Consider the following 25,671-nt stretch of genomic DNA (forward strand, 5'->3'; position numbering starts at 1 on the left):
GGCAAGGGCAAGGAGGTCGGGCCAGCAGTTGCTTCAGGTCAAGTTGAGCCAGCAATAGTTCGGGTCAAGTAGAGGTCGGGTCAGCAGTTCTTTCGGGCCAAGCAGTACGGGCTACGTAGTTGAAATTGGGCAAAGCAGTCGGGCAGTCGGGCCCCGGTCGCACCGGTCCAAATTCACTCGAAAGAGAGCAACCTCATGTGCTCCAGCGGCCGTAAGGCGAGTGCTGTACCTTTCCATCTCTTAATTTTCGGAGCTCTGCTGCTGACGGGATGCTCCGGCAGCTTTGCGCCTGGGCCTGTGACGTTGAACAAGACGCCCATTGGCACAATTCAAGGCAAAGTTCACGGCGGTAACTTCCCTGTCAGCGGCGCGCAGATTTATCTGTTCGCGGCAGGACAGGGCGGCTATGGCACGAGTGCGACGTCGCTGCTTACATCGGGGGCGAGCGGGGTGAGTTGCAGCAATGGTGCAGTGGCGGGCGCCTGCTATGTGCTGACCGACTCGAACGGCAATTTCGCGGTTGGCGGTGACTACACGTGCACTGAAGGGCAGCAGGTCTACATGGTGGCGGTGGGCGGCAATCCGGGATTGTCCGGCACTGTGAACAATACGGCGATCGTGCAGATGGCGGCGCTGGGCCAGTGCCCCGCGTCCGGCAGCATGGCAGCGCAGGTGCCGTACCTGGTGATCAACGAGGTGACGACGGTCGCCTTCGCGTATTCGGTGGGTGGTTTTGCGACGACGGCGTATAACGTCTCGTCGGATGTCGCGGGCGAGACGGCGCTGGCGAACGCATTCGCGAATGCGAACAACATTGTGAACCTGTGGTACGGACAGGCGGCTACGACCACCAACTGGTATGGGGGAGGATTGGCGTCGCCGAACGGCAACAGGAACGGCGTCAATCCGCAGAGCAAGATCTATGCGCTGGCCAACATCCTGGCAACGTGCGTGAACACCTCGAGCGCCAGTTCGTCGCAGTGCATGTCGCTATTTCAGGCTGCGACGACTACATACGGAACGCAGGCGACCGACGAAGCGAACGCGATATTTAATATCGTGCACAATCAGGCAAACACTTCGACAAATCCGACACGAGTAGCGAACATCTGGAATCTGACGCCGACGACGCCGGTGTTTACACCCACACTGACGACGCAGCCAGCGGACTGGACGATGCCGGTGATCTATAACAGCCTCTTGAGTCAGCCGGCAACAGATGGAAACAACAAAATCATCAGTGGTCCTTTCAATATCGCCTTCGATTCGAACGGCAACGCCTGGATTGGCGACCGGGTGAAGGGCGTCGTGAAGGTTGGACCGCTGGGCGCTGCGAACACCTATAACTACAGCTTCGGGATGGTGAAGGGCGTGGCCGTTTCACCGGCGGACGGGACGATCTGGGTCTCAGACTACGGCAACAGTATTGTGGATGTGCTGGACACCTCAGGGAACATTACACAGACGGTCACGGCGAGCATTAAGAACAACGGGCCGATTTTGACGTCGTTCGCGCTGGACCCCGATGGCAGCGGCTATCTGGCTTACCAGGCGAACGAGGATACACCGGGAATCGTGCTGTTCGACGCCAGCAGCTCCACTTACACCAAGGTTAAGTACGAGAAGGGAAGCACCGGTTTCCCGGACATTAACACGCCTGGCTGGATCGCGGTGGACAACACGGGACAGTCATGGCTGCCGAGCACGGGTACGGCTTACACGGCCAACCTAACGGTCACCTTGAAGAATGGAACTCGAACCTACAAGGCCGACGAGTCGGCGGGGCCGCAGTCCTACACGACTGCAAGCGACAGCAACAGCAATGTCTGGATTACGACGAACACGGGCACCGCATACCTGGACGAGATCACAAACGGATCGACGACGGTTACTGCCTCCTACAACGGCGGTGGCATGAATGAGCCTTATAAGCTCGTGGTGGATGGTGCAAACACCATCTGGATTGCGAACGCGGGCGCGAATACGGTGAGCGCCTACAGTCCCACGACCAGCAACTGGCTGGCGTCCAGCGGCTTCAGCACTGGCGCAGTCAGCGGAACGGGGGCGATTGTGATCGGCGTGGACGGGTCGGGCAACGTGTGGACCGGGAATGCAGATGGATCTGTTACGCAACTGCTCGGACTGGCGACACCAACTGCGATGCCGTTCTACGGCGGAGCGACCGTGATCACGGGTACTGGAAACAGTCAGACCACCACGATTATTCCCGGCAATCTGGGAACAAAGCCGTAACGATCGAGAGCGTAGCGTGTATGGGGCCATGTTGAAGGGCCCCGTACGTCTTTAAGCACTAACCGAGCGGGCGAGCGAAGATGGCGTCGCAGCAGCGTTGGCTGCCGACCTGGAAGGTGCGGGTTCCGGCTTCGGCAAAGCCGTTGCGGCGGTAGAAGCTGATGGCGCGCTGGTTGTCGGCGTTGGTTCCGAGAAGAAGACGGCGGCAATCCATGGAGCTGGCGTCGGCGATGGCGGCATTCATGAGCGCCTGGCCGGCGCTGAGCTCGGGCTGCGGCTGGCCGGCGTCGTCGAGGACGGGAGCGAAGCGGCGCGAGCGGAAACGGGAGAGCAGGTAGATGCGCTTGAGCTCGATGTCGCCGGGCTGGAGCGGGAAGGTGGGGAGGTCCGGGTCGGTGAGCATGACGTAGCCGACGGGCGCGCGGCTGGCGACTGTCTCGGCGAGGGTGATGCGCGTGTGGGGTTGGGCGAGTGCGTCGCGGTAGGCTTCGGCGGTGTGATTCTTTGCGCAGTGCGCGATGATGTCGGCGCCGGGAAGCATCCATGTGAAGGCTTCGAGGAAGGTGGCGGCGCCGACGAGAGCGAGTGCGGGTGCGTCGCCGATGGTGGCGCGACGGAGCCTTACGGGTTCGAGCGTGGGCTCTGAGGCGGGGACGATCCAGGCGGTTTCAGTGACATCACAGGACATGAGAGTTTCCGCAGTGGGGTGGAATCCAGATGTAGACCGATGATAGTTCGTCGCGGCGAATGAAGTAGGCTGAGCCGGTGACGCCGACGGCGCAGGTGGGGGAAGAACTGAGCACGCAACAGGAGAAAGATGCGGTGTATGCGCGGCTTGGCGATGAGTTCGCTGCGGATGGGCGTGTGCCGAAGGAGCTGCGGCGGCTGGCGGAGGATTCGCGGGTGACGGTGCGGCGCGGTGGTGCGCCGGAGGGTGGGCGATGCGTCGTGTACTGGATGCAGCGGGCGCAGCGGGGACGCGATAATCACGCGTTGGATATTGCGGTGCATGTGGCGAATGCGCTTGGCCTGCCGTGCGTGGCGTACTTCGCGGTGGTGAAGAATTTTCCGCATGCGAACCTGCGGCACTATGCGTTCATGAATCAAGGGCTGGCGGATGTGGAAGAGGACTGCGAGGAGCGGGGCGTTGGATTTGTGATGCGGCGGGCGCCTAATGAGAGCCACGAGCGGTTCTTTGCGGATGTGGGTGCCGCGATGGTTATCGGAGATGAGAATCCGATGCGCGTGCCGGAGGAGTGGCGCGCGCGGCTGGCGGGGACGCTGCGTGTGCCGTTCTGGACGGTGGATGCGGATGTGATTGTGCCGTCGAAGCTGCTCGAGAAGGCGCAGTTCAGCGCGGGTATCATTCGCCCGAGATTGATGCGGAGGCTGCCGGAGTTTCTGCAGGGGTATGAGAATCCCCGGGCGGAGGTGCAGTGGAAGCGGCCGCGTGGTCTGGAGGCGGAGGATGTGCGCGCGGACATCACGCGCGGGTGGCGGGAGTTTGACCGGACGGTGCCACCGGTCGAGGAGTGGCGCGGCGGGCGCAAAACTGCGATGAAGCGGCTGGACTTATTTATTTCGGAAATGCTGGCGGGGTATGAGCGGGACCGGAACCGGCCGGAAACAGATGGGACGAGCAAGCTGTCGCCGTATCTGCACTTCGGACATATTGGTCCGGCGACGATTGCTCTGAAGGTGAAGGCGGCGGCGAAGAAGCATCCGGCGATGAAGAGTGCGGCGGATGCATTTCTGGATCAGTTGATCGTGTGGCGCGAGTTGAGCGTGAACTTTGTGCGCATGCAGCCGCGGTATGACTCGGCTGCATGCGCGGACAACTGGGCGGCAAGGACGATTGCGGAGCACGATCGCGATGAGCGCGAGGTGCTCTACACGTTGAAGCAGATGGAAGAGGCGCGCACGCACGATGAGCTCTGGAACGCGGCGCAGATGCAGATGGTGCATCACGGATGGATGCACAACTACATGCGGATGTACTGGGCGAAGAAGATTCTGGAATGGACGCCGAATGCGGAGACGGCGATGAAGCAGGCCATTTATCTGAACGATCGCTACTTTCTGGATGGGCGTGATCCGAACGGGTATGCGGGAATCGCGTGGGCGATCCTGGGAAAGTTTGATCGCGCGTGGGGCGAGCGGCCGGTGTTTGGGAAGCGGCGGTATATGAGCGGCGGGAGCACGGCGCGGAAGTTTGATGCGAAGAGTTATATCGCGCAGATGCGCGGCGGAACCCTGGACTTTGGTCAGCAGAGATAAGCTGTTGGCATGAAGATTGGCGCGTATCTGCTGCTGTTGAGTTGTGTTGTGGTGGGCTCTGCGACTGCGGAGAAGCACAAGAAGGAATTACCGCAGGAGCAGTTCAAGGTTGGAGTGACGTCGCGCGTGTTTCATCCGAAGGCGCAGCGGAACTGGCGCGGCGCGGAACACCAGGAGCTGCGCGTGACGGTGTGGTACCCGGCGGCGGAGAATGCGGTGGAATCGCAACAGGTGATTGGCCCGCCGGATGCTCCGCTGCTGCTGGCGGGCAAGGCCGAGGAGCATGCGCCGATGGCTCCGGCGCTGGAGAAGTGGCCGCTGATTTTGCTGTCGCATGGCACGGGTGGATCTGCGATGCAGATGGCGTGGCTGGGGACGGCGCTGGCGCGCGCGGGGTTCATTGCGGCCGCAGTGAATCATCCGGGGAATAACGCGCTGGAGCCGTACACGGCGGAGGGGTTTGTGCTGTGGTGGGAGCGCGCGACGGATTTGAGCGAGGTGCTGGATGGCATGCTGGCGGATCCGGAGTTCGGGCCGAAGATTGATGTGGATCGTGTGGGTGCGGCGGGGTTTTCGATTGGCGGGTACACAGTGCTGGCGCTGGGCGGGGCGCGCACCGACATCAGCGTGATTGTCGACCTTTGCAAACAGCAGCCGGCCGCGACGGTGTGCCACGTGCCGGAGATGAAGGACATGGGAACGCCCGAGCAGATGCTGGCGACGGCACGAAGGACGAGCGGTGTGTCGCTGGCGCAGTCGAATGAGAGCTATCGCGATCCGCGCGTGCATGCGATTTTTGCGATTGCGCCGGCGGTGGGAATGACGTTGACCCCCGACAGCCTGCATGCGATGCGCGTGCCGGTGGAGATCGTGGTGGGATCGGCAGACCCGATTGCGACGCCGAAGGACAATGCCGACTATATTCGCGCGCACATTCGCGGAGCGAAGGAGACGGTGCTGCCGAATGTGGTGCACTACACGTTTCTGGATACGTGCACGGCGGAGGGCAAGCAGAAGCTCGGTGTATTTTGCGAGGATCCAGCGAATGTCGATCGCGAGGCGGTGCACACACAGGTGGACGATCTGGCGGTGCAGTTCTTTGAGCGCGCGTTGCGATTGAGGTAGCGCTCTTACTTGATGTGGTAGAGCGCAGCAGCGTTGTCGTGCAGGACCATGTGCGCGAGCTGTGAGGCGCGTGCGGGCGTGATCTCGCCGTCGCGCTCCATGCCGCTGAGCGCGATTGTGAGCGCGTTGCGGGCGTTGCGCGCGGCGAGCCACGTGGATTCTTCCCAGCCGAGCGAGGGTGAATACGGATAGCCATCGGTGCCGAAGAGGACTTTGTCCGGGAAGAGTTCGAGCCACTCACGCAGCCAGGTTGCGAGTGTGGCCGCGGGAATGACGAGCGCTTGCTGCGAGATGTCGAGGTAGACGTTCGGTTTCTCGAGCATGGCGCCGATCTCGTGCACGAAGGGCCAGCCGCCGTGGAGAAAGACGAAGTTCGTCTGGCGCAGGCCGGGATCGTTGAGCAGCGGTTCGAGGTTCATGGGACTGCCGCCGGTGATGGAGAAGTAACTACCGGCGCCGGCCATGGAATGCAGATGCACAGGCATACCGAGTTGACCGCAGTAGACGGCGATCACGCGAAATAAATAGTCCTGGAGCGGTTTATAAGTGGCAGGGTCAGGAGATGTATTGGTATTGATATATCTTGCGTAAACTGCTTCCGCTTGAGCGGGAGTGGGATTTCCGATAGCAAGAGAGCGCAGGTAAGCAAGCTCGAATTTTGCGGCGATGGCGCCGTGGTCGTGTTGACGGCGAAGCGTCGGCAGGATGAATCCGCCGACGTATTGGCCGAGTGTGGGCGGGAATTTTTTCCAGCCTCGCTCGCGGAGGTAGCGCGCGCGGAGCTTGTCTTCGAGGGCGAAGAATTGTGCGCGATCGGGGTCTGCGGCGAGCCCGGCGTTGTTGAGCGGAAAGAGCAGCGCGTCTTCGTACGGCACCCAGAGGAAGCGGGGAGGTTCGACGCCGGTGCCCATCGCGACACGGTTCGCGACCATGGTGCCGATGTTGGATTTGTCGAGGATGTAACTGGAATAGTGCTCGCCTTCGCGGGCTTTGACGCGGGCGCGCGCGGCGTCGAGCAGCTTCTGGGTGTCGGGTCTGATTGGAGGCTGGAGGTCGATGTCGAAGAGAGCTCGCCACGCGTCGGTGAGCGGCGGCCAGTCGGGGCGGAGTGCGACGGGATCGGTCTGCGGCGCCATGCTGTCCACGGGCAGTGCGTCGAACTCACGATCTGTTGAGTCGGCGGGCGGAGAGAGCATTGGGTGGGCATGGTTGTCGATCGCGTGGATGCTGTCGATTTCGCGCGCGAGTTGCGGGTCAACGGCCGGCCGCTGAGCGGGCGCGCAGGTGAACGTGCTGATGAGAGTGAGAGCGAGCAGCGCGGCGCGAAAGTTCATGCGCAACAGCGTACCCCAGCGCGTCTCGAAAATGGTTCGTTCAATTGTGAGCTGTGAGGTCGAGCGTGGTGGGCCGTCAGTCGACGCGACAGATGAGGCATTTGAGATAGCGGGTTTCGGGAAGCGTGAGAACTTCGGGGTGGTCGGGAGCGGCGGCGCGGGTTTCGAGGAGTTGCACGCGGCGGCCTGCGTCGGCTGCGGCTGCAGCGACGGTCTCGGTGAAGTCGGCGAGCGAGACGTGGTGCGAGCAGGAGCAGGTGATGAGCGTGCCACCGGGAGCGAGCAGGCGAATGGCGCGGAGGTTGAGCTCTTTGTAGCCGCGAAGGGCGCCTTCGGCGGCGCGTTTTGATTTCGCGAAGGCGGGCGGGTCGAGCACGATGGCGTCGTAGGGGCCGGGCGCGAGCGGGAGATTTTCGGAGGGATTGCGCGTGGCGTCGTCGAGTGCGCGGAACAAGGCGAATGCGTCGGCCTCGATCCAGTCCACCGTGGCGCGCAGGTGTGGGTTGAGCGCGAGGTTGCGTTCCGCGGCTTCGAGAGCCGAGCGCGATTGGTCGATGCCGACGACGTGTTCACACACCTGCGCAAGGTGGAGGGCGAAGCCGCCCTGGTAGGTGCACACGTCGAGGGCGCGATTCTTGCGGCCGGAGGCGAGCACGTGGCGTGCAGCGGCGTCGTAGTTGAGGCGCTGGTCGAGGAAGGCTCCGGTCTTCTGGCCGGCGGATGCGTCGTAGTGGAAGCGCAGGCCGTTGAGCGTGAAGGTGGTGATGGATGGGGCTTCGCCCGATGCGTTGGTGAAGAGTGGGCCAGGTGCCGGCGCAGGAAGTTGCTCGAGCTCGCGGATGCGCGGGTCGGGGCGTTCCCAGATGGTGAGCTGTTCGTTGTTCGGCGCGAGATGCTGGCGGAGTGTTTCGACGATGATTTCGCGGACGTCGTCCTGTGCGGTGCCCTGGCTGAGGAGTTGGAGGATGATGAGGTCGTTGTAGCGGTCGGCGATGATGCCGGGGAGGTTGTCGGCTTCGGCGAAGATGAGGCGGTGGGCGTTGTTGTCCGCGGTGAGCGGCGCGAGCTCATGACGAAGTTCGAGTGCAGTCTGAATGCGGCTGCGCAGGTCGTCGAGATATTGCTCTCGCGTGAGTGCGGGCGTACGCGAGACGACGCGGGCTGCGATCTGCGAGGTGGTGGAGTAGAGCGCGGTGCCGAGTGGGATCTTGCGGTTGTCGACGACGGTGACGAGCGCGCCGGGAGCGAGTGTTTCGTCTGCCTGTTCGATGTCGGAGCGGTAGACCCAGAGGTGGCCGGCGCGGAGGCGGTCGGCGGCGCGGCGCGTGATGGGCAGCGTGGAGATCATCCTGTTCAGGATAGGTGATCAGTTGCCGAAGGGTTTGGCGGTGGCGAAGGTGATGGAGGGTGGTACGTGGAAGTCGGCTTCGGCGTCCGGGTGGGCGGGGTTGAAGGGCGTCCAGTCGTCGACGATCTGCTGGGCGACGGGGAGCTTGTCGTCGATGAGTCCCTGGACGATGAGCTTGGCGAGCTCGTAGGCGCCGAAGGGCGAATGGTGCGTGCCGTCCATCTGGGTGTAGTCGGCGTTGTGTTCGAACAAGTGCAGCGAGCCCTTCTCACCAAAGGCTTCGTAGAGGATCTTTGACTGCGCGTTGAGGTCGATGAGTGCGGAGCCGGTTTCGGCCGCAGCTTCGCGCGCCATCTGCGGATATTCTTCGAGGCTGTTGACGACGTGGCCGTCCTGGAAGGTGTGACGATTCATCGGCGTGACGATGACGGGAGTGGCGCCTTTGGCCTTGATGGCGTTGGCCCAGGCGATGAGGCCGGCTTTATATTTGCTGGCGGCATCAGGGTCCTTGGCTTTTTCCTTCATGTCGTTGTGGCCGAACTGGACGATGAAGACGTCGCCGGGCTGAATGAGGGAGAGGATTTTGGCAAAGCGGCCGCGCGAGTTGCTGGCGGCGACGGTCTCGCCGGACTCGGCGTGGTTGGCGACGGCGATGGTGGCCTTGAAGAAGCGTGGCAGCATCTGCCCCCACGAGGCGTAGGGCTCGCCCATCTGGTCGCAAACGGTGGAGTCGCCGAGCAGATAGATCGTCGGCACGTCGACGCGGTCGACGGTGAGCCTGCGAATGCCTGGGTTCGTGCCGTCGAACTCGAGGGTGATGCGGCTGTCCCAGTCACGGGCTTCCTGTTCGCTCTCGCGTGGAGCTTTGAGGCGAACGACGCCGCCGGTGGGCAGCGCCGGAGTGCGGACGTTGACGATGAAGGTCTTAGTGACGCTTCCGCCTGCCGGCGCGGCGGCGGCCTCGATCATCAGGCGGCGGAGTTCTGCCTTGACGGTGGTGTCGGAAGGCTCATCGGCACCGAGGGTCACGGTCAGGCGGTAGTTGCCTTCGGGGGCGTCGAAGCTGAAGAAGAATGGCTTGCCGCCGATGCTCGAGGCTTCGACGGACGGAGGGTCGCCTTCAAAGCCGAACCCCCAGCCGGCTGAGTAGGGTGCGGGCGAGGTGACGGCGGTGATGGCGTCGGAGGCATGGGCGCTCTGCCCAAAGACGAACGCGCGATGGTAAGCCGGGATGGTTGTCGAAGTAGCCTGGCCAGCAGCGATCGTCACCCAAAAAATGGGCGTGGTCAGCAGGAATCTCAACAGCTTCATGATTCTGAATTTAGCTCAGGCGGGGGACGTCTTTATTGAGCACGTGGGCTAGAGCAGCGATGACGAGGCAGTGGTCGTCACGCTGCGGCAGGCCGGACATGACGATGCTGCCTACCGCGCCGGTGCCCTCGAGGAGGATCGGGAAGCCGCCGCCTTGCGCCGCATAGTCCGCCGCTTTGAGACAGTGACGCGATTGCAGAGTCTCGTTGTTGGATTCCAGGATGCGTCCGATCGCGTAGGAGCTCCGGCCGAAGCGGTGCACTACGTTGCGTTTGCGGCGAACCCAGTCGGCCTGGCCGGGGTTGGAGGTTGGCGTCGCGCAGGCAAAGAGCAGGTGGTCGGCGAGTTCGATTTCAATGGTGCCACCCGCCTGACAGTCCATGAGGAGGGTGCGCAGGTAGCAGCCGAGCTCCCATGCGGTTCCGGGGTTGAAGCTTTGGAACCGGAGGATCTGTTCCTGCTGCTCGAGGATGGCCAGGTCGTTCTCAATCGACATATGACAGTGGGACGTCTGGCTCAACGTTCAGGATGCAAGGTTCGTTCGAAGAATGCGGCTGCGTGTTGATAACTGTTAAGCCAGTCGCGGTAGAGGATGAAGTCGTGGACCTCGTCTGGAAAGATGAGTTCGTCTACCGAAACTCCACGAGCCCGGAGGGCATCGGCGAGTCGGGGCGTCTGCTGGTAGGCGACGTCGGGGTCGTCGTCGCCGTGGATGAACAGGACGGGCGAGTGCCAGCGGGCAACGTCAGCGATTGGCGAGCTGGCATGCGCGATGGCGGCAATGCGTTCCTGCTCGGCGAGCGAGCCCCGAAGCCAGTCGGCGGTGGCGTTGTCCTCGCGGGCCCACTCGTGAACGCCGTGGAAGTCGACGCCTGCGGCGAAGAGGTCGCTGTTGCGCGCGAGTGCGAGCGCGGTGAGATATCCGCCGTAGCTTCCGCCCCAGATGCCAACCCGCGCCGGATCCACGTAGGAGGACGAGCGAAGGTAGCTCACGGCGCCGAGAACGTCGTTGTACTCGGCGGCGCCCGCCGCGCCGGAGTTTTCGCAATCGCGGAAGACTATGCCGTAGCCGATCCCGCAGCGGTAGTTCACGCTGAGCACGATAAATCCTCGCGAGGCGAGGTACTGATTCATCGCGTAGGCGTTGGAGTAGTAGTCCATGCCCGGGTAGCCGAGCAGCATCTGGCGATGCGGGCCGCCGTGGAAGAAAAGAATCGCGGCGTGGCGTGATTGCGGGTTGAAGTGCGGAGGGAAGAAGACCTGGCCGTGCAGCGTGAAGAGCTTGTCCTGCGAGGGGAAGAGGACCTGCTGTGGAGCAGTGAACTGCGCTGTTGGGTAGCCGGCGGGCAGCGCGTTGGCATGCATCGGCTGCATGTCTCCGCGCGAATTGATAAATGCCGCGTGCATGGGTCCGCGGGCGTCGGAGACGAGCGCCGCCAGGTTGCCGGCGGATGAGAAGACCGGATGAACTTCGATGCCGGCGCCACGTGTGATCTCAACGGGTGCAGGATCGGCGTCGAGGTTCATGCGCCAGATGTGCCGGCGGTCGACGTCGAGAGGATCGCGCATGGATTGATTGGAGGCAAAGACAAGGATTCGGCCGTCGGAGCTAAGCGCGGGGTCCTCGACCTCGAAAGGACCCTCGGTCAGAAGCAGCGGAGCGTGGTCGGTGTGCGCAGGATCCAGAGAGTAGAGGTGGACCCAGCCATCGGCTTCGCTGGCGAAGAGGATGTGATTGTTGATTGACCAGAGGAGCCGCGGCTCGCCGGAGGACATGTGCGGAAGCACCGAGCCGGGGACGTTAGGCGCAGCGATAAAGGCAGCGTGAGATTGGCCGCTGGCGATGTCCAGAAGCTGGATCGACCAGGGATTTGCGGAGGTGCGGTTGGCGGCGAACTCCGGCGCCGTAACGAAGGGTGAGCGCAGCCAGGCGAGCTGCTTGCCGTCGCGCGAGAATGCGGGCGCGGAGTCGTTATCAGTGGACGGAGCCGGAAAGGTGAGGACATGCGTGCGCAGATCGAACAGTGCGAGATAGCTGTGCTCGCGCTGACCGTTGCCCCGCACGCTCACGAAAGCAAGCAGGTTGCCGTCGGGTGAAAGCGTCAGGGACGACGCGCGGCCGCGATCGAAAACGAGCTGTGTCGGCACACCTCTGGGTGAGAGTGGAAGCGACCAGATGGCGTGGTCGCGAATGAAAAAGAGCGTGTGGCCGTCGCGCGAGAAGAGTGGATTCTGCCCCCGCACAGCCGGTGCGGCCGGAACGGGGCCGTCAACGGGAGCGAGCCAGATTTGCGGCTGCAGGATCTGTTGAATGTGCGCAGGGTTCGACGGCTTTTCGTCCGGGCCATCTTCGGTAGAACGCGTGAATGCAATCACGCTTCCGTCAGGCGACCAGGTGAGACTGAAAAGATCGAGCCCATCATCCTTATCAAACAGAGTGAGCTGATGTGCGGGCGAGCGCGCGGCGGCGATCCAAAGGTTGCGATGCCCTTCGGCGTCCTCGACCCATGCGAAATGGTCGCCGGCCGGAGCGGCGGTGAGCTCCGACGCGTAGGGCGCGCTGAGCACTTGCTGCAGCGAAAAAGGCTGCTGCGCAGGGAGCGCGAAGGTGGTGGCGAGCAGGAATAGGAGCCCACCTGATACGCGCGTGCAGACGGTCATGGCCGGATGGTAGCAGGAGGAGCGCGAGCGATTAATAGAAAAGACTGCCGGGTGAACGCGGAGTCAAGAGCGCTCTATCGAAAAAGCAGGAGCCCGAAGGCTCCTGCTTTGTTGTCGTGCAGGGGTTAGTGAGGATACTGATCGTGGTCGTGGTCGTGATCGCGCCAGGCGTAACCGCGGTCCTGGTCCCATCCACGAGCGCGGCGGAATGCTTCGTTGTAGCCGCGGAGAAACGCGTCCCGATAGTGCTCTTTTTCCGGGCCGGGGACGGGCGGATTGCGGACCTGCGGATAATGCCAAGGATCCATGTCGCGATGTGCATCGAAGTCGCGGTGGGCGGCTTCAACGCCCTCATGGAATCCGCGGCGGCCTACATCGTTGTAGTAGTTCGGCGTCTCGATGTTCCACTGAATAACCTGCGCATGTGCCTGCCCGGTGCGCCCCATGGGGACACCTGCCAGGCCCAGGAATATTACGGGTGTGACTAAGCGAACGATACCTTTCATCCATTCTCCTCGTGGCTAGAGACTAGCCACACACGTGAAGTTAGATGGCCGCGGAGTTGCGGATGTTGTCGCGAATTGCGAGATCAAAAACATCAACGTACGTGACGGAAAGTCATTCGCCCGTGCAACTTGTGCGGAGGATGTGGGTTCAGCTCAGTGCGCGGGAAACAACCCGGCGCGGAGGATCTATGAAGACGCGAGCACTGGCTGCAACTGCGATTGTTTTGATGATGGGTTTGGGTGGGAATGCGATGGTTGCGCAGTACTATGGCCCGCCACCGCAACAATATGCGCAGGGACCTGGATGGGACCAGGCACCGCCGGAGTTTCGCGCCGCGCAGCAGCGAGGCTTTCACGATGGCATCGAGGGCGCGAAGAGAGACTTCAAGAATCACCGGCCGCCGAACGTTGAGAACCGCGACGAGTTCCGCAATCCGCACTTCATCTCGCCGCCGGATCGCGAAGACTATCGCATGGGTTTCCGACGCGGATATGACGTTGCTGTTCGCCACATGTATGGGCCGGGATACTACAGGTAAGAGTTGGTCCGAAGAGAAAAGCCCAGCGAGCGCTGGGCTTTTTGATTGCTCATGCGGATTACGCCGCGGTCGCTTCGGCTTTTAATCTTTCGGCAGTGTAGTGCGCGATGAGTGCGTCGACCGTCGGTTGCAACATGCCTTCCATCACCATGTTGAGCTGGTGATTTGTGAGGCCGATGCGGTGATCGGTGAGGCGGTTCTGCGGGAAGTTGTAGGTGCGGATCTTCTCGCTGCGGTCGCCGCTGCCGACCTGGGATTTGCGCTGCGCCGCCTGCGCGGCGTGCTGCTTCTCCATCTCGACCTCATAGAGTCGTGAGCGCAGCACACGCATCGCCTTCTCGCGATTTTTGATCTGCGACTTCTCATCCTGGCAGCTTACGACCGTGTTGGTCGGCAGATGTGTGATGCGAACGGCGGAGTAAGTTGTGTTAACGCTCTGTCCGCCTGGTCCCGAGCTGCAGAAGGTATCGACGCGGATGTCTTTCTGCTCGATCTTGACGTCGACCTCTTCAGCCTCAGGCAGAACGGCAACGGTGATCGCCGAGGTGTGCACGCGGCCTTGCGTCTCAGTCGCGGGAACACGCTGCACGCGGTGCACGCCGGACTCGTACTTCATCTGCGAGTAGACCTTGTCGCCTTCGAAGATCGCGGTGACGTCTTTCAGGCCGCCTACGTCGCTGGGCGATTCGGAGAGGATCTCAACGCGCCACTTGTGCTGCTCGGCGAAGCGCAGATACATGCGGAATATCTCCGCCGCGAAGAGCGAGGCTTCGTCTCCACCGGTACCGGCGCGAACCTCGATGATGATGTTCTTGTCGTCGTTCGGGTCCTTGGGCAGCAGCAGCACCTTCAGATCTTCTTCGACGACGGGGAGTTTGGGCTCGAGCTCCGCTAGCTCTTCCTCGGCCATCGCGCGCAGGTCAGGATCGCTGTCAGCCGCCATGGCCCGCGCTTCGGCGATCGCGTCGCGCAGCTTGCGATACTCGCGGAACTTTTCGACGGTCGGCTCCAGGTCGCGGTGCTGCTTGGCGATCGTCTGGAACTTCTTCTGGTCGGCGAGCAGCGATGGCTCGCCGAGCTGGCGGCCGAGGTCTTCGTAACGTGCTTCAATTTGGTCGAGTTTGTCGAACATAGTCAGAGAACAGAGAACAGACATTAGAAAACGGATTTTAGGGGTGGCCGGGCAGGGGCCAGGAGGCGGCTTAGGCGCAGCTAGAGGAAGTCGTGGCGGGAGGTCACGGCAGGGGGTGCCGGATTGTCGCTGCGTAGGAGCATCACTCTTTAGATGGTACCGCGAAGCGCGCCGATTCACAGCCGTAGCCGATAGCTAGTCCTCGGGCGGGCGTCCTTTTGCGTAACTCGGGATGTGCTTGGCCAGGTGGCGCAGGACGAATTCGCGGATTAGATTGTTCGCCGCCTTATCCCCAAGGTCCAGGATCGTATCGTCCAGCACCATCTTTCCGGAGCTTGAACCCGGGTGATAGGTGCTCGCAATCAGGCCTGTTGTTGCGGAGCCAAGCAGATGCGCATACGCGGGCTCAAAGCGCCGGGTTCTGTCGTCACGCTGCATGAAGGTAGACGAAACAGCGTGCCACGCCCGCCGCTGCCAGCTCCCGTTCGTCATCACGAAGTAGCGCGGGTCCTGGTGAAATACGGTCGAGAAGACCACACTGCCCATAAAGCGGCCGATCACGGCGTCACCGTATGCCGCACCGTAGCGGCTCCAGTAGCCGGCCTCGCCTCCGCCATATTCCGATTCATCGTTGCGGGCCAGCGAGATGCCGGCCGTGATCGCCGTTGTGCTAAGAAAGACCGGATCGCTCGCCGCGTGGAGCGTCAGTTTGAACTTCTGTTTCGCGGTCAGCGGGGCCGCGTCCCACTGATAACTGGTGTAGAAGTTCGGCAACACGCCGAGCACGCGCTGATGAAGCTCATTGTGCAGCTCCGTCTCAGCCAGCTCCTCGGTCGTGAGCGTGACGGTGATATCAGCTTCGGTTTGGGCGATGGGCAGAGAGATCTCGGGAAGCGAATAGATCTGTCCGGGCCGAAGATGCAGATCGTGGACCACGTACGTCTTGAGGCCGGGTGAGCTGATCGTCACCGAATACGTGCCGGGCACGAGACCGCCAACGCTGAAGAAGCCGGCAGAGTCGGCCGTCGCTTCATGGGTTGTCGGGGGCGCAGTGGAGGCGATGATGATGTGGGCTCCGGGAACGAGGCCGCCCTGGATGTCTGAGACGACGCCCTTGATGCGGGCCATCGCCGGGGCCGGGCTGCTCTCAGCAGGCGGGTGCGCCGGCCGCTGCGTGGGTCGTGGCGCTTCAGGGAGGGCGGCGACCGAAGCATCTGCCTCGGGCGCACGCAGCTCGGACGATTGCCCCAGGGCGCCTGCGCGAATGAGCAGAAGCGCGACGATGCAGGCCCAGAAAATGGCCGGGCGGAGGCGCGCGCGATGGATACCGGAACTCAATTTCGAGGAACCCCTACCATACATGGGAGAGCGCCACGCTGAAAACGGTGGTTTGGCGGCCGTAAGTTATGGCGAATCAGTCGGAGGTGAGCGTGAGGTTTGCAAGGCTGGCGGACTTGGCCGAGAGCCTGGCCGGCGAGGCCAGCAAGCTGAAGAAGCGCGCCTCCATCGCTGCCGAAGTGCGCCGCTCCGCTGACGAGAGCGCATTCGAGGCCGGCCGCTTCTGCCTGTATCTCGCCGGGCAGCCGTTCGCCGAGGCCGACCCGCGCAAGCTGAACGCCGGGGGCGCAATTCTTTCGCGGGCATTGAAGGAGATTGCCGGAGCGACCGACAGCGCGCTGAATCTCGCCTACCGCCGCCATGGAGACTTGGGGGCCGCGGCGTTCGATCTGCTCTCCGACACAGATCACAGAACAGAGATCAGAGATCTCCCGGGCGAGCTCGCGCTGGCTGACGTCGCGGAGGCGTTCGAGACCATGGCGCGCGCCCGCACGACCGCGGTTCGGTCTGCCGCCGTCGAGAGCCTGCTCAAGCGCGCGAGCCCACTCGAAGCAAAGTATCTGCTCAAGCTGATGCTCGGCGACATGCGCATCGGCGTGAAGCAGAGCCTTGTCGAGGAGGCGATCGCCGAGGCTGCCAGTCTCTCCGGAAACAGCGCAGAGGTCGCGGCGGTGCGCCATGCGGTGATGCTTGAAGCGGACCTGAGCCGCGCGGTCGAGCGGGCCTTTGCGGGAACGCTCGCGGAAGCGCGCATGCGGCTCTTTCATCCGCTCGGCTTCATGCTCGCTTCGCCCGTCGAGACTCCCGAGGAGGCGGTTGAGCGCTTCACCGCGAAGCCGGAGAAGAAGCTGGAAGCCACGCCGAAAAAGCGAAGAGGCAAGAAGTCGGCCACTGAAATTATTCCGGAGCCCTCGGCAATCGTTGCGGAGGCATCCGCCGAAGAGGGACTTGCGGAGGATGTCGAGGCCGAAGCGGCGGACAGCGCAAAGTCTCCGCAGGACACGGCGATTCATGCGCTCATTGAGGACAAGTACGACGGCATCCGGGCGCAGGTGCATTGCGGCGATCCCGACCAGCCCGGCCGTGTGGCGATCTACTCGCGCAATCGCGAAGACATCACCGAAAGCTTTCCGGAGCTCCACGAGGCGCTGGCGAAGGTCGATTCAGCCGGCGGGTTGATTGGCGGCAGCGGTTTGATTATGGACGGTGAGATTCTGGGGTGGGACGTCGAGGCCGAGCGTGCGCTTCCCTTCTCGGTGCTCGGTCAGCGCATCGGCCGAAAACGTGTCGATGATGCGATGCGGCGCGCCATTCCCGTCATCTTCATGGCCTTTGATCTCCTCTACGCCAACGGCGAGCTGTTGCTGCCGCGCCCGTTGCGTGAGCGACGCGCTCAGCTCGAGCAAACTGTAAATCTCCTCGGCGAAGTTGCGGTCTCTCCGCTTGAGGGTGAGCCGCAGGGGCAACTCTTCTCTTCTGCCCCCTCCGCTGAAATTGAGCGGCTACGCCTATCGCCCGCGAGCATGGTCGAAAGCGCCGATGCAATCGACCGGGCATATCGCGATGCACGCGCCCGTGCGAACGAAGGCGTGATGATCAAGGCTGCAGGCTCGGCGTATCTGCCCGGTCGGCGTGGACTCGCGTGGCTCAAACTCAAGCGCGAACTCGCGACGCTGGATGTAGTGATCACGGGAGCGGAGTATGGGCATGGTCGCCGTGCCGGCCTGCTGAGCGACTACACCTTTGCGGTCCGCGGTCCGAGAGGAGCCAATGGAGAGCCGGGCGAGCTGCTGAATGTGGGCAAGGCGTACTCCGGCGTCACGGATGCCGAGATCGCCGAGCTGACCGACTGGCTGAAGGCCCACACGGTCGAGGACCTTGGCTACTTCCGAACCGTCGAGCCGATCCGCGTGCTGGAGGTTGCGTTCAACAACGTGATGCGCTCGGACCGGCACTCCAGCGGATTTGCGCTGCGCTTTCCACGAATTCTTCGTGTTCGCGACGACAAGCCCGTGGAGGAGATCGACACCCTCGAGCGCGTCGAGGAGATCTATAAATCCCAGCCCGACCGGGGCCCGGAATCGCAACCCGACAAGCGCCCGCCCGAAGCCGGTTGAGCCTACCCCGATTTGGCACGTCGCGTGCACCTGTCGAGGTCAACCGCTGCGACAAAAGCATTACAGACCCGGCCGCAACCCTGTGCGATTCTCTGGGTAGAATGGAGGTAGGCGAATGGAAAACAGCAAATCGCATTTGGTGTCTTCCACTTCCCTAAGGTCACTCTCACTGGAGCTTTGTTCCATGACCCCTAACCGGGCCCCCCGAGTTCTGCGCACCTTCGGTATCTTATTCATTCTTATCGGCTTGATTGGGTTCGCTCCGCGTTCCCGCGCTGAAGCGCCTCTTCTCACGCCAGGTGTAATGCCTGCCGCGCAAGCCGTTCTCCCGACCGCCGGGCAGCGATATGAGCTCAAGCTCTATCACCTGCACACGGGCGAGAGCCTGGATGTTGTTTACCGCATCGGGGATACTTATATTCCCTCGGCACTGGAACAACTCAACCACTTTCTCCGCGACCACCGCACCCAGGACGTCAGCAGCTACGATCCCAAGGAATTCGATCTCCTGCACAACCTGCTGACCCGGCTGAACCGGCCGAACGCCACGATCGATGTCGTTTGCGGTTACCGGACGCCCTGGTCGAACAACTTCCTGCGCACCGGCGGCGGAACGGAAACTCCTGCGGAGACCGGCGTTGCCGAGCACTCGCAGCACATGCTCGCGAAGGCCATCGACATCCGGATTCCAGGCGTGAATACCCGCACGCTGGATCACGCGGCGCTCAGCCTTCACGCGGGCGGAGTCGGCTACTATCCTGTCAGCCAGTTCGTTCATGTTGACGTCGGTCCGGTTCGCGAGTGGAGCTTCGGCGGCACTTCAGCGGTCCGGCGGCATCGCGGTCGGCGCCGGCGCCTCGCGTAAAGCTTTTCCGCTGCACTCACCAGGCCCGTGCGATGAGCGCGGGCTTTCGTGTCTCTGGACGGCATAATGGGCGAGGAGCCAATCGTCTTCAGTGAAGAGCTGGATTGAAATATCAGAGTCGCGGCTGCGGAGCAACCTGTCCGCCATCCGTGCGGCTGCGGGTGAAGGCGCGAATGTGCTCGCGGTGATCAAGGCGGACGCCTACGGCCACGGCGCTGAGCTCATTGCTCCGGTGCTCGTCGATGCCGGCGTCACGTGGCTCGGCGTCGCCGACGCTGACGAGGGTGCGTGCATTCGGCGTGTGCTCGGCAGGCGCGACGCGCACATTCTGGTGATGTGCGGCATTTCCACCCCAGCGAACCGAGAACGTTCGCCGGGGGCCCCGGTTGAGCCAGGCGACGCTGACTGCATCGTCGACAAGCGGCTGACTCCTGTGGTGTGGACGCCGGCGCACGTGCAGGCGTTGGAGGTTGCGGCCGAGCGCGCCGGAAGACGCGTGGCCGTGCACCTGGAGATCGACAGCGGGATGGCTCGCCAGGGCGCCGCGCCGGGAGCCGAGCTGGAGAGCGTGGTCGATGCTCTGCACCGCTCCAAATGGTTGCGGATGGAAGGCGTCTTCAGCCACCTCAGCTCGTCGGAAGTGCGCGACGGGCACGAAACGGCAGCGCAACTTGAACGCCTTCAGCGTGCGTTCGATCTGCTGAAGACGGAGGACGGCGAGATTCTTCTGCCCGAGTGGATTCACCTCGCCAACAGCTCTGCACTGGACGAAGGTTCGACCACCGAATGGGTGCATCACATCGGTGCGGCGATGCGCGCCGGAGTTCTTGTGCGGCCGGGTCTCGCGCTCTACGGTTATTGCCTTGAACTCGAAAATGAGAATGGCGGCCTGCTCCGCCCTGCAGTCAGGACCGGAGATCTTTGCCGGCAGCTTCAACCTGTACTCACATGGAAGACGCGCATCCTCGCGACGCGCCACATTGCCGCGGGCCAGACCGTCGGCTACGGTGCGACCTTCATCGCCGAGCGGCCGATGCGGCTTGCGCTTCTTCCCGTAGGCTACGCGGATGGCTTCCGCAGGGAAGCATCGAGCGGCATTGGCAACGGCTGGGTGAGGATTGCGGGACAGCGAGCTCCTGTTATCGGCCGTGTGTCGATGAATCTCACGGTGGTCGATGTCAGTGAGATCGCCGAAGCAACCGATGGCACAGAGGTTCTGCTGCTCGGCGAAGGCGTGAATGCGCAAGATCATGCACGCTGGTGTGGCACGATCTCCTACGAAATCCTGTGCGGCATTCGCGCGAAGCGTCGGCTCGTCGATTAGTCGCATCCCATTCAGAGGTTCGCGGAGTCTTGCGGAGATAGACTAGAGAGAATGATTGCTGGGCTCTATGAGAGTTGGATGTTCGCGTGGGAGACCGCGCTAACGACCCGCGACGAGAACCGCGTCGAGCGGCCTCTCGAATGGGGTTTCCGGCACCTCTCTGACTGCGGCGGCCTGCAGGCCGCGCGCGAGGTGGCACGGCTGGAGTGGTCGCCGCTCGAAGCGATGAAGTTGTTGAATCAGCGCATCCTCGCTGACCCGGAGAGCTTCTTCGCCTATAAGACGCCGACCGACTTCCAGATCGAGCAGCGCTTTCCTGAGCTGCATCCGACCAACGCACGTCCGGAGACGCTTGAGCAGGAGCGCGAATGGCGCCGCCGCGCTGAGGCCGGCGAACTGCGGCGCGAGCCGTTCCTGCGCTGGACGTCTGCGGTGAAAACCGGCGTTGCTGAGAACGACTTCGCCAACGCGCGCTGGTACCCCGCCAGGCCGGGCGTGGGCTTCGTCGATCGGCGCACCGGTCGGCGCCGGCGTCAGGCGATGATTTTGATGCCGCAGTGGAACGCCGATGCGTTCTCGCACAACGTGCTGTGCGAGATGTTCAATCGCTGGGGCATTGCCTGTCTGCGGCTCTCCAAGCCCTATCACGATATTCGTCGCCCGGCAGAGCTGGAGCGCGCGGACTATGCAGTCAGCTCAAACATTGGCCGCACCATTGCCGCTGCGCGTCAGGCTGTGGTCGACGTGCGCAGCGCCATCGACTGGCTGGAGCAGCAGGGCTACGAGCAGTTCGGCGTGCTCGGCACAAGCCTCGGAAGCTGCTATGCGTTTCTTGCCGCAGCGATGGATCCCCGCATTGAAGTCTGCGCGTTCAACCACGCATCCACGTGGTTCGGGGATGTTGTGTGGACCGGCCAGAGCACGCGGCACGTGCACGCTTCGCTCGAACATGCCGGCCTCACCCGCGACGACGTGCGCGCGATCTTTGCCGGCATCAGTCCCATGAGCTTCATGAAGGAGTATTCACGCAGCGCCGAGCGGCAGACGCTGATCGTGCACGCCACGTACGACCTGACCTTCCTGCGCGAGTTCTCGCTGGATGTGCTGAAGAGCTTCGACGAGTACGGGATTCCGTATGTGTCCAAGGTGCTGCCGTGCGGCCACTACACGACCGGGGAAGCGCCGTACAAGTATCTCGACGGATGGTATCTCGGCAGCTTTATATGGAGTGCTTTCCGCAGGATGGCGTCACAGCGGCCAATGCGCCAGCGGCGCAGCTAAATTTCTACGGGGCTTATAGGCCGGCGGGAAATAACGACATCACGATGCGGTGAGCCGCGCGTCCGCTCGCGGAGGTTCCGGACTTCTTCACAGGCTCGAGAAGCACAAGGTCAGTGCGACTGCGGTCGCGCATTGCACGCTCTGCAATCTCGCGCTCTACCTGCGCAACGATCGCATGAGTCTGCGCAAGCCGGTTCAGTTCCATTGACATCTTGAGCAGGGGATCATGCGTCACCAGGTGAAGGCCGCGATAGCGCCGCGGAGCTGATAGCAACTTCGCGGCGCTGGTTGGAGGTAGAGGAGGAGGGGACTTTGTTACTCGCGTGGCAGCATTCCCAGGTGGTGTGGGGAAGGGTATTGTGCGGGCTGCCACGACACTGCCTTTCTTGCTCTGCGGTTAAGACTGGCAGAAGTTCCCTGGAGGAGAAGCATCTGCCAGTCAGTACGGCCCGACTTGCATCGGCCTGGACCTCCCGTGGGGTAGGTCCTGCAGCGGTTGCTGAAGCGCTTAAAGGAGGCATGCCGTCTGCCAAAGACAAGACGACAGTGGCACGCAGGCCCGAAGTGATTTCAGAACCAGTTGCGGTTCCAAAGGAAGAATGCATCCGGAGTACGAAAGCAGCTATCCCACCCAAGCCGCCTGTCGACTGTCGTGAGTGGGAGGCGCGGTGCAACGTTTGGGGAAGGGCCTGTCGTTCAGCGTCGTACAATTTCACATAGATATGCCGATTAATTTGTCTGCTCCACTTGCCGTGGCCGATCCTGAAATTGCGGCCCAGATCCGCAACGAAGTTGTTCGCCAGCACGAAGGCCTCGAGATGATCGCCAGCGAGAACTTCGTCTCGCGCGCGGTGCTCGAAGCCGCAGGTTCGGTCTTCACCAACAAGTATGCGGAGGGCTACCCGGGCAAGCGATATTACGGCGGATGCGAGTTTGCCGACGCGGTAGAAAACCGCGCGCGCGACCGCGCGAAAAAGATCTTCGGCGCCGAGCATGCCAACGTGCAGCCGCACTCCGGCTCGCAGGCGAATGCCGCCGCCTACATGACGCTGCTCGAGCCCGGCGACACGATTCTTGGGCTGGATCTCGCGCATGGCGGACACCTCACGCACGGACATCGCCTGAACTTCTCCGGCAAGCTCTATCGCGTGGTCGGCTATCAGGTGCGCAAGGACACAGAGACGGTCGATTACGATCACCTCGAAGAGCAGGCCGTGGCTGAGAAGCCGAAGGTCATCATCGGCGGCGGATCCGCGTATCCGCGGCAGTTTGATTTCGCACGCATGCGCCAGATCGCGGACAAGGTTGAAGCGAAGCTGGTGATCGACATGGCGCATTTCGCCGGTTTGGTCGCCGGCGGTGTGCATCCGTCGCCTGTGCCGCATGCGCATGTCGTGACCTCGACGACGCACAAGACACTGCGCGGCCCGCGCGCCGGGCTCATCCTGTGCCAGCAGGAGTTCGCCGCAGGCATCGACCGCAGCGTATTCCCCGGGCAACAGGGAGGTCCGCTGGTGCACGTCGTCGCGGCCAAGGCCGTTGCCTTTGGCGAGGCGTTGCAGCCGGAGTTCAAGACGTATGCCGCGCAGGTTGTCGCAAACGCCAGGGCGCTCGCCGAAGCCATGCAGGCTGCCGGCTATCGCGTCATCTCCGGCGGAACTGACACGCACCTTGTCCTCATCGACGTCTTCGGCCGCGGAATGCTGGGCTCTGAAGCCGAGGCTGCGCTGGGCGTCGCCGGCATTACCGTGAACAAGAACGCGATTCCCTATGACACCAATCCTCCGCTGAAGCCCAGCGGCATCCGCATCGGATCCCCTGCGCTCACCACGCGTGGCATGAAAGAGGCGGAGATGCGCACGATCGCTGGCTGGATCGCCGAAGCGCTGGACCACCGCACCGATGAGGCGCGCCTGCGAGCCATTCGCGGCCGTGTTGCCGAGTTGGCAGAGCAGTTTCCCCTCTACGGCTGGTTACGCAGCAACTAACTCGGCTGCGCAGCAGGTAATGTAGTATCGCTGCGGCTGGATCCCAGTGCACTTATCGCTGCGGAGGGGTGGGTCCATGGATATGGTTCTGTTGCTCGGTGTGGTCACCGGCATGCGCTGCATGACGGCGATCGCCGCGCTTTCCTGGGCCGCATGGCTGGCGCTCGTGCCGGAGCACGGCTGGGCGACCTGGATTGCACATCTCATCGTCGCGCTCATCTTTACAGTCTGTGCACTCGGCGAGTACGGGGTCGACACGCTTCCTCAGACACCGCGGCGGACCACGCTCGGTCCCGCGCTGGCCCGAGTCATCGTCGGGTCGCTCGTAGGTGCGATGGCGGCGGTCGCGATCGACGAGCCCGTCGCCGGTGGCATTATCTTCGGCGGTGTTGGAGCGATCATCGGAACCTGGGGCGGCTTCTTCGTGCGCATGACCGTAGCGCGTATCTTCCGCCGGGATCTACCGGCGGCGCTGCTGGAGTCAGCGTCCGCGATCACACTCGCGGTTCTGGCGCTTGTGAAGCTGCATCATGGCATCGTGGGCGAGGCTCAGAAGGCGATGAGCTAACCGGACGCGACGTCATCCTTATCGTGAGCGAGCCGAAGGCGTCTGCTCCATGCAATGGCTACTTACCCAAGTACGTGCGGTACCGCGTCTCGACGACGCCGGTATTACGCGCCAGGTTCAGTTTGGCCACGTTGTACTGATACAGCGCCTGGGTCAACTGGGCCTGTGCTGACGTAAGAGATGCCACCGCATCCACCACGGCCAGGTTGTCTTCGACCCCGGCGGAGAAGCGCTCACGCTCGTCAGAGAGCTCCTGTTGGGCAAGCTGTACGTTGCTCTGCGCCACCTTCACCAGCTCGTCCGCCGCTTGGACATCCAGCATCGACGCTCGGATCTGCGCGTCGATCGTCTCGCGCAGATCGCTCACGCGCTGGTGTAGCGCCGTAAGCTGCGCGCTCACCTGGTCTTCCTGTCCGCGCTGCTCGGCTTCGCGGAAGATTGGAAACTTCAGGCTGCCCTCGGCGGTGAAGACGCCGTGATAAAGCCCCGTCGTCTCGCCGAGCACACCGTAGAACCCATTGAAGGCGACTGTCGGCAGCCGCTGGTAGCGCACAGCGCGAATCTCGCGGTCGGCCACCAGGATCTGCGCCTGCAGGCTAAGCAGATCCTTGCGATGCCGGTAGGCTGTCTCTTTCGCGCGATCGAGATCCATGTCATTGAACTCCGCGAACGGAGCCGTATCGGTCAGCTCAAGCTTCTGTCCGGCCGGCAGACCCATGATGCGATTGAGTTGAATGATGTCCTTTGCGAGCTGGTTGTCGGTTGCAATCGCGGCCTGCTGCCGCTGCTGGTACTCCACCTGCGCGCGAAGCTGATCGAGGCTGGTACCCACGCCGGCCTGGCGGCGCTGACTCGCCTGGTCGAACAGTGTTTTAGCCGCCTGCTCCTGCGCCTGCGCGTTGGCCAGGTTCGTCTGGTCCGCGAGCACCTGCAGATAAGCCGAACCGACCGTCAGGATCAAATCGCCGCGGCTGGTGAGCACGTCGAGATCGACAACCTCTACCTCGCGTTGCGCGCCCCTGTAGAGCTCATAATCCGGCAGATTGAAGAGCTCCTGGCTTGCGCTGAGCTGCGCCTGCGTGACATTGACCTTCAGGACGGTCGGAAAACTCGTTGCACTCATTCCAAGCTGCGAAAGCAATCCGGCAATGGACTGCGGCTTGAACCCCAGGGCGGCGAGGTTTATCTCGTCCGTCCCGGTCGAGGCAGTCGCGCGCAGCGAAGGCAGCAGCGCGTTGATGACGCCAAGCTGCTCGCCATGCACCGTCTTCTGCTTTGCCCGGTCGTAGACCAGCCGCAGGTTGCGCTCGAGCCCCAATGAGATTGCGTCGTCGAGTGACAGAGCCAGCGGCGTATCCGTGGGCTGCTCGATGCGAATGCCGTCCGGCCCGGGCGTCGTGCTCGGCGCCTTGAAGGTGAAGCCGGAACCCGCCGGCTTGCCCAGTGCCTCATCCTGCTGCGAAAGCAGAAGGGCGCTTGGCGCCGATGGAAGATTCTCGTTCTTTTTCTTTCCGGATCCCGTGTCGTTCTGCGCAAGCGCGGGCGCGACGCTGAGAAGCATCGCGAAAGGCAGCGTCACGACAACACTGCGGACCCGGCACAGGCGGGAGCTGAGGGGAAGCTCGTTCACTTCAGTATTAGAGTCTCTCCCATCCGCTGGGGATGCGAAAAGCTGATGCAACCACTTGGATTTTCCGCACCGTA

21 protein-coding genes are annotated in these 25,671 nt (G+C 62.7%); 10 read left to right on the forward strand and 11 right to left on the reverse strand.

What is annotated here, in order from left to right:
- Window positions 1-195: 195 nt before the first annotated feature.
- Entirely contained in the window at window positions 196-2,253 is a 2,058-nt protein-coding gene (locus tag VGU25_12455; protein HEV2578013.1) for a hypothetical protein, read from the forward strand.
- A 58-nt stretch (window positions 2,254-2,311) separates the two neighbouring features.
- Here VGU25_12455 and VGU25_12460 read toward each other — a convergent pair whose 3' ends face one another.
- Entirely contained in the window at window positions 2,312-2,941 is a 630-nt protein-coding gene (locus tag VGU25_12460; GenBank protein HEV2578014.1) for an N-acetyltransferase, read from the reverse strand.
- A 77-nt stretch (window positions 2,942-3,018) separates the two neighbouring features.
- Here VGU25_12460 and VGU25_12465 point away from each other — a divergent pair, with 77 nt between their 5' ends.
- Both VGU25_12465 and VGU25_12470 read left to right on the forward strand, forming a co-directional pair.
- Window positions 3,019-4,530: a deoxyribodipyrimidine photo-lyase gene (locus VGU25_12465; protein ID HEV2578015.1), complete on the forward strand. Its 1,512-nt coding sequence runs from the start codon at window positions 3,019-3,021 to the stop codon at window positions 4,528-4,530.
- A gap of 9 nt (window positions 4,531-4,539) precedes the next feature.
- Window positions 4,540-5,655: a hypothetical protein gene (locus VGU25_12470; protein HEV2578016.1), complete on the forward strand. Its 1,116-nt coding sequence runs from the start codon at window positions 4,540-4,542 to the stop codon at window positions 5,653-5,655.
- Between the two features lie 5 nt (window positions 5,656-5,660).
- Here VGU25_12470 and VGU25_12475 read toward each other — a convergent pair whose 3' ends face one another.
- The 6 genes from VGU25_12475 to VGU25_12500 all read right to left on the reverse strand — a co-directional run bounded on the left by VGU25_12475 (window position 5,661) and on the right by VGU25_12500 (window position 12,815).
- Window positions 5,661-6,989 (reverse strand): amidohydrolase family protein, encoded by a 1,329-nt coding sequence (locus VGU25_12475; protein ID HEV2578017.1) that lies wholly within the window; start codon window positions 6,987-6,989, stop codon window positions 5,661-5,663.
- A gap of 76 nt (window positions 6,990-7,065) precedes the next feature.
- Complete coding sequence (locus VGU25_12480; protein ID HEV2578018.1) at window positions 7,066-8,337, reverse strand: class I SAM-dependent rRNA methyltransferase; 1,272 nt, start codon at window positions 8,335-8,337, stop codon at window positions 7,066-7,068.
- Between the two features lie 18 nt (window positions 8,338-8,355).
- Window positions 8,356-9,648, reverse strand: coding sequence for a rhamnogalacturonan acetylesterase (locus VGU25_12485; protein ID HEV2578019.1), 1,293 nt, complete (start codon window positions 9,646-9,648; stop codon window positions 8,356-8,358).
- A gap of 10 nt (window positions 9,649-9,658) precedes the next feature.
- Window positions 9,659-10,144, reverse strand: coding sequence for a heme-degrading domain-containing protein (locus VGU25_12490; GenBank protein ID HEV2578020.1), 486 nt, complete (start codon window positions 10,142-10,144; stop codon window positions 9,659-9,661).
- A 20-nt stretch (window positions 10,145-10,164) separates the two neighbouring features.
- Window positions 10,165-12,309, reverse strand: a complete 2,145-nt coding sequence (locus VGU25_12495; GenBank protein ID HEV2578021.1) for a prolyl oligopeptidase family serine peptidase — start codon at window positions 12,307-12,309, stop codon at window positions 10,165-10,167.
- 125 nt (window positions 12,310-12,434) lie between these two features.
- Window positions 12,435-12,815 (reverse strand): hypothetical protein, encoded by a 381-nt coding sequence (locus VGU25_12500; GenBank protein HEV2578022.1) that lies wholly within the window; start codon window positions 12,813-12,815, stop codon window positions 12,435-12,437.
- 188 nt (window positions 12,816-13,003) lie between these two features.
- Between VGU25_12500 and VGU25_12505 the strand changes: the two genes are divergently transcribed.
- Window positions 13,004-13,354, forward strand: coding sequence for a hypothetical protein (locus VGU25_12505; GenBank protein ID HEV2578023.1), 351 nt, complete (start codon window positions 13,004-13,006; stop codon window positions 13,352-13,354).
- 58 nt (window positions 13,355-13,412) lie between these two features.
- On the opposite strand, the gene prfA is transcribed toward VGU25_12505, so the two are convergent.
- Together prfA and VGU25_12515 are read right to left on the reverse strand one after the other, a co-directional pair.
- Window positions 13,413-14,486 (reverse strand): peptide chain release factor 1, encoded by a 1,074-nt coding sequence (gene prfA, locus VGU25_12510; GenBank protein ID HEV2578024.1) that lies wholly within the window; start codon window positions 14,484-14,486, stop codon window positions 13,413-13,415.
- Window positions 14,487-14,681: 195 nt separating this feature from the next.
- Window positions 14,682-15,824, reverse strand: a complete 1,143-nt coding sequence (locus tag VGU25_12515) for a carboxypeptidase-like regulatory domain-containing protein (protein HEV2578025.1) — start codon at window positions 15,822-15,824, stop codon at window positions 14,682-14,684.
- Between the two features lie 92 nt (window positions 15,825-15,916).
- Here VGU25_12515 and VGU25_12520 point away from each other — a divergent pair, with 92 nt between their 5' ends.
- The 4 genes from VGU25_12520 (at window position 15,917) to VGU25_12535 (ending at window position 21,411) form a co-directional block, all read left to right on the forward strand.
- Window positions 15,917-17,941, forward strand: coding sequence for an ATP-dependent DNA ligase (locus VGU25_12520; GenBank protein HEV2578026.1), 2,025 nt, complete (start codon window positions 15,917-15,919; stop codon window positions 17,939-17,941).
- A 304-nt stretch (window positions 17,942-18,245) separates the two neighbouring features.
- Window positions 18,246-18,806, forward strand: coding sequence for a DUF882 domain-containing protein (locus VGU25_12525; GenBank protein HEV2578027.1), 561 nt, complete (start codon window positions 18,246-18,248; stop codon window positions 18,804-18,806).
- A 91-nt stretch (window positions 18,807-18,897) separates the two neighbouring features.
- Complete coding sequence (gene alr, locus VGU25_12530; protein HEV2578028.1) at window positions 18,898-20,130, forward strand: alanine racemase; 1,233 nt, start codon at window positions 18,898-18,900, stop codon at window positions 20,128-20,130.
- Window positions 20,131-20,181: 51 nt separating this feature from the next.
- Complete coding sequence (locus VGU25_12535; GenBank protein ID HEV2578029.1) at window positions 20,182-21,411, forward strand: alpha/beta hydrolase family protein; 1,230 nt, start codon at window positions 20,182-20,184, stop codon at window positions 21,409-21,411.
- 13 nt (window positions 21,412-21,424) lie between these two features.
- On the opposite strand, the gene VGU25_12540 is transcribed toward VGU25_12535, so the two are convergent.
- Window positions 21,425-21,616, reverse strand: a complete 192-nt coding sequence (locus tag VGU25_12540; GenBank protein ID HEV2578030.1) for a hypothetical protein — start codon at window positions 21,614-21,616, stop codon at window positions 21,425-21,427.
- A gap of 517 nt (window positions 21,617-22,133) precedes the next feature.
- Between VGU25_12540 and glyA the strand changes: the two genes are divergently transcribed.
- Both glyA and VGU25_12550 read left to right on the forward strand, forming a co-directional pair.
- A complete protein-coding gene (gene glyA, locus VGU25_12545) occupies window positions 22,134-23,399 on the forward strand; it encodes a serine hydroxymethyltransferase (GenBank protein HEV2578031.1) in 1,266 nt (421 codons plus the stop codon).
- Window positions 23,400-23,475: 76 nt separating this feature from the next.
- Window positions 23,476-23,967 carry a DUF4126 domain-containing protein gene (locus VGU25_12550; protein ID HEV2578032.1) on the forward strand — a complete coding sequence of 164 codons (492 nt, stop codon included), beginning with the start codon at window positions 23,476-23,478 and terminating at the stop codon, window positions 23,965-23,967.
- A gap of 58 nt (window positions 23,968-24,025) precedes the next feature.
- On the opposite strand, the gene VGU25_12555 is transcribed toward VGU25_12550, so the two are convergent.
- Window positions 24,026-25,597 carry a TolC family protein gene (locus VGU25_12555; GenBank protein ID HEV2578033.1) on the reverse strand — a complete coding sequence of 524 codons (1,572 nt, stop codon included), beginning with the start codon at window positions 25,595-25,597 and terminating at the stop codon, window positions 24,026-24,028.
- Between the last annotated feature and the right edge of the window lie 74 nt (window positions 25,598-25,671).

It is taken from the genome of Acidobacteriaceae bacterium, from assembly GCA_035944135.1.
GTDB lineage: Bacteria > Acidobacteriota > Terriglobia > Terriglobales > Acidobacteriaceae > Granulicella.

Coding starts and splice junctions, on each gene's coding strand:
- VGU25_12455 (HEV2578013.1), top strand. CDS start 196: ATGTGCTCCAGCGGCCGTAAGGCGAGTGCTGTACCTTTCCATCTCTTA.
- VGU25_12460 (HEV2578014.1), bottom strand. CDS start 2,941: ATGTCCTGTGATGTCACTGAAACCGCCTGGATCGTCCCCGCCTCAGAG.
- VGU25_12470 (HEV2578016.1), top strand. CDS start 4,540: ATGAAGATTGGCGCGTATCTGCTGCTGTTGAGTTGTGTTGTGGTGGGC.
- VGU25_12475 (HEV2578017.1), bottom strand. CDS start 6,989: ATGAACTTTCGCGCCGCGCTGCTCGCTCTCACTCTCATCAGCACGTTC.
- VGU25_12480 (HEV2578018.1), bottom strand. CDS start 8,337: ATGATCTCCACGCTGCCCATCACGCGCCGCGCCGCCGACCGCCTCCGC.
- VGU25_12485 (HEV2578019.1), bottom strand. CDS start 9,648: ATGAAGCTGTTGAGATTCCTGCTGACCACGCCCATTTTTTGGGTGACG.
- VGU25_12490 (HEV2578020.1), bottom strand. CDS start 10,144: ATGTCGATTGAGAACGACCTGGCCATCCTCGAGCAGCAGGAACAGATC.
- VGU25_12495 (HEV2578021.1), bottom strand. CDS start 12,309: ATGACCGTCTGCACGCGCGTATCAGGTGGGCTCCTATTCCTGCTCGCC.
- VGU25_12500 (HEV2578022.1), bottom strand. CDS start 12,815: ATGAAAGGTATCGTTCGCTTAGTCACACCCGTAATATTCCTGGGCCTG.
- VGU25_12505 (HEV2578023.1), top strand. CDS start 13,004: ATGAAGACGCGAGCACTGGCTGCAACTGCGATTGTTTTGATGATGGGT.
- prfA (HEV2578024.1), bottom strand. CDS start 14,486: ATGTTCGACAAACTCGACCAAATTGAAGCACGTTACGAAGACCTCGGC.
- VGU25_12525 (HEV2578027.1), top strand. CDS start 18,246: ATGCCTGCCGCGCAAGCCGTTCTCCCGACCGCCGGGCAGCGATATGAG.
- VGU25_12535 (HEV2578029.1), top strand. CDS start 20,182: ATGATTGCTGGGCTCTATGAGAGTTGGATGTTCGCGTGGGAGACCGCG.
- VGU25_12540 (HEV2578030.1), bottom strand. CDS start 21,616: ATGGAACTGAACCGGCTTGCGCAGACTCATGCGATCGTTGCGCAGGTA.
- glyA (HEV2578031.1), top strand. CDS start 22,134: ATGCCGATTAATTTGTCTGCTCCACTTGCCGTGGCCGATCCTGAAATT.
- VGU25_12550 (HEV2578032.1), top strand. CDS start 23,476: ATGGATATGGTTCTGTTGCTCGGTGTGGTCACCGGCATGCGCTGCATG.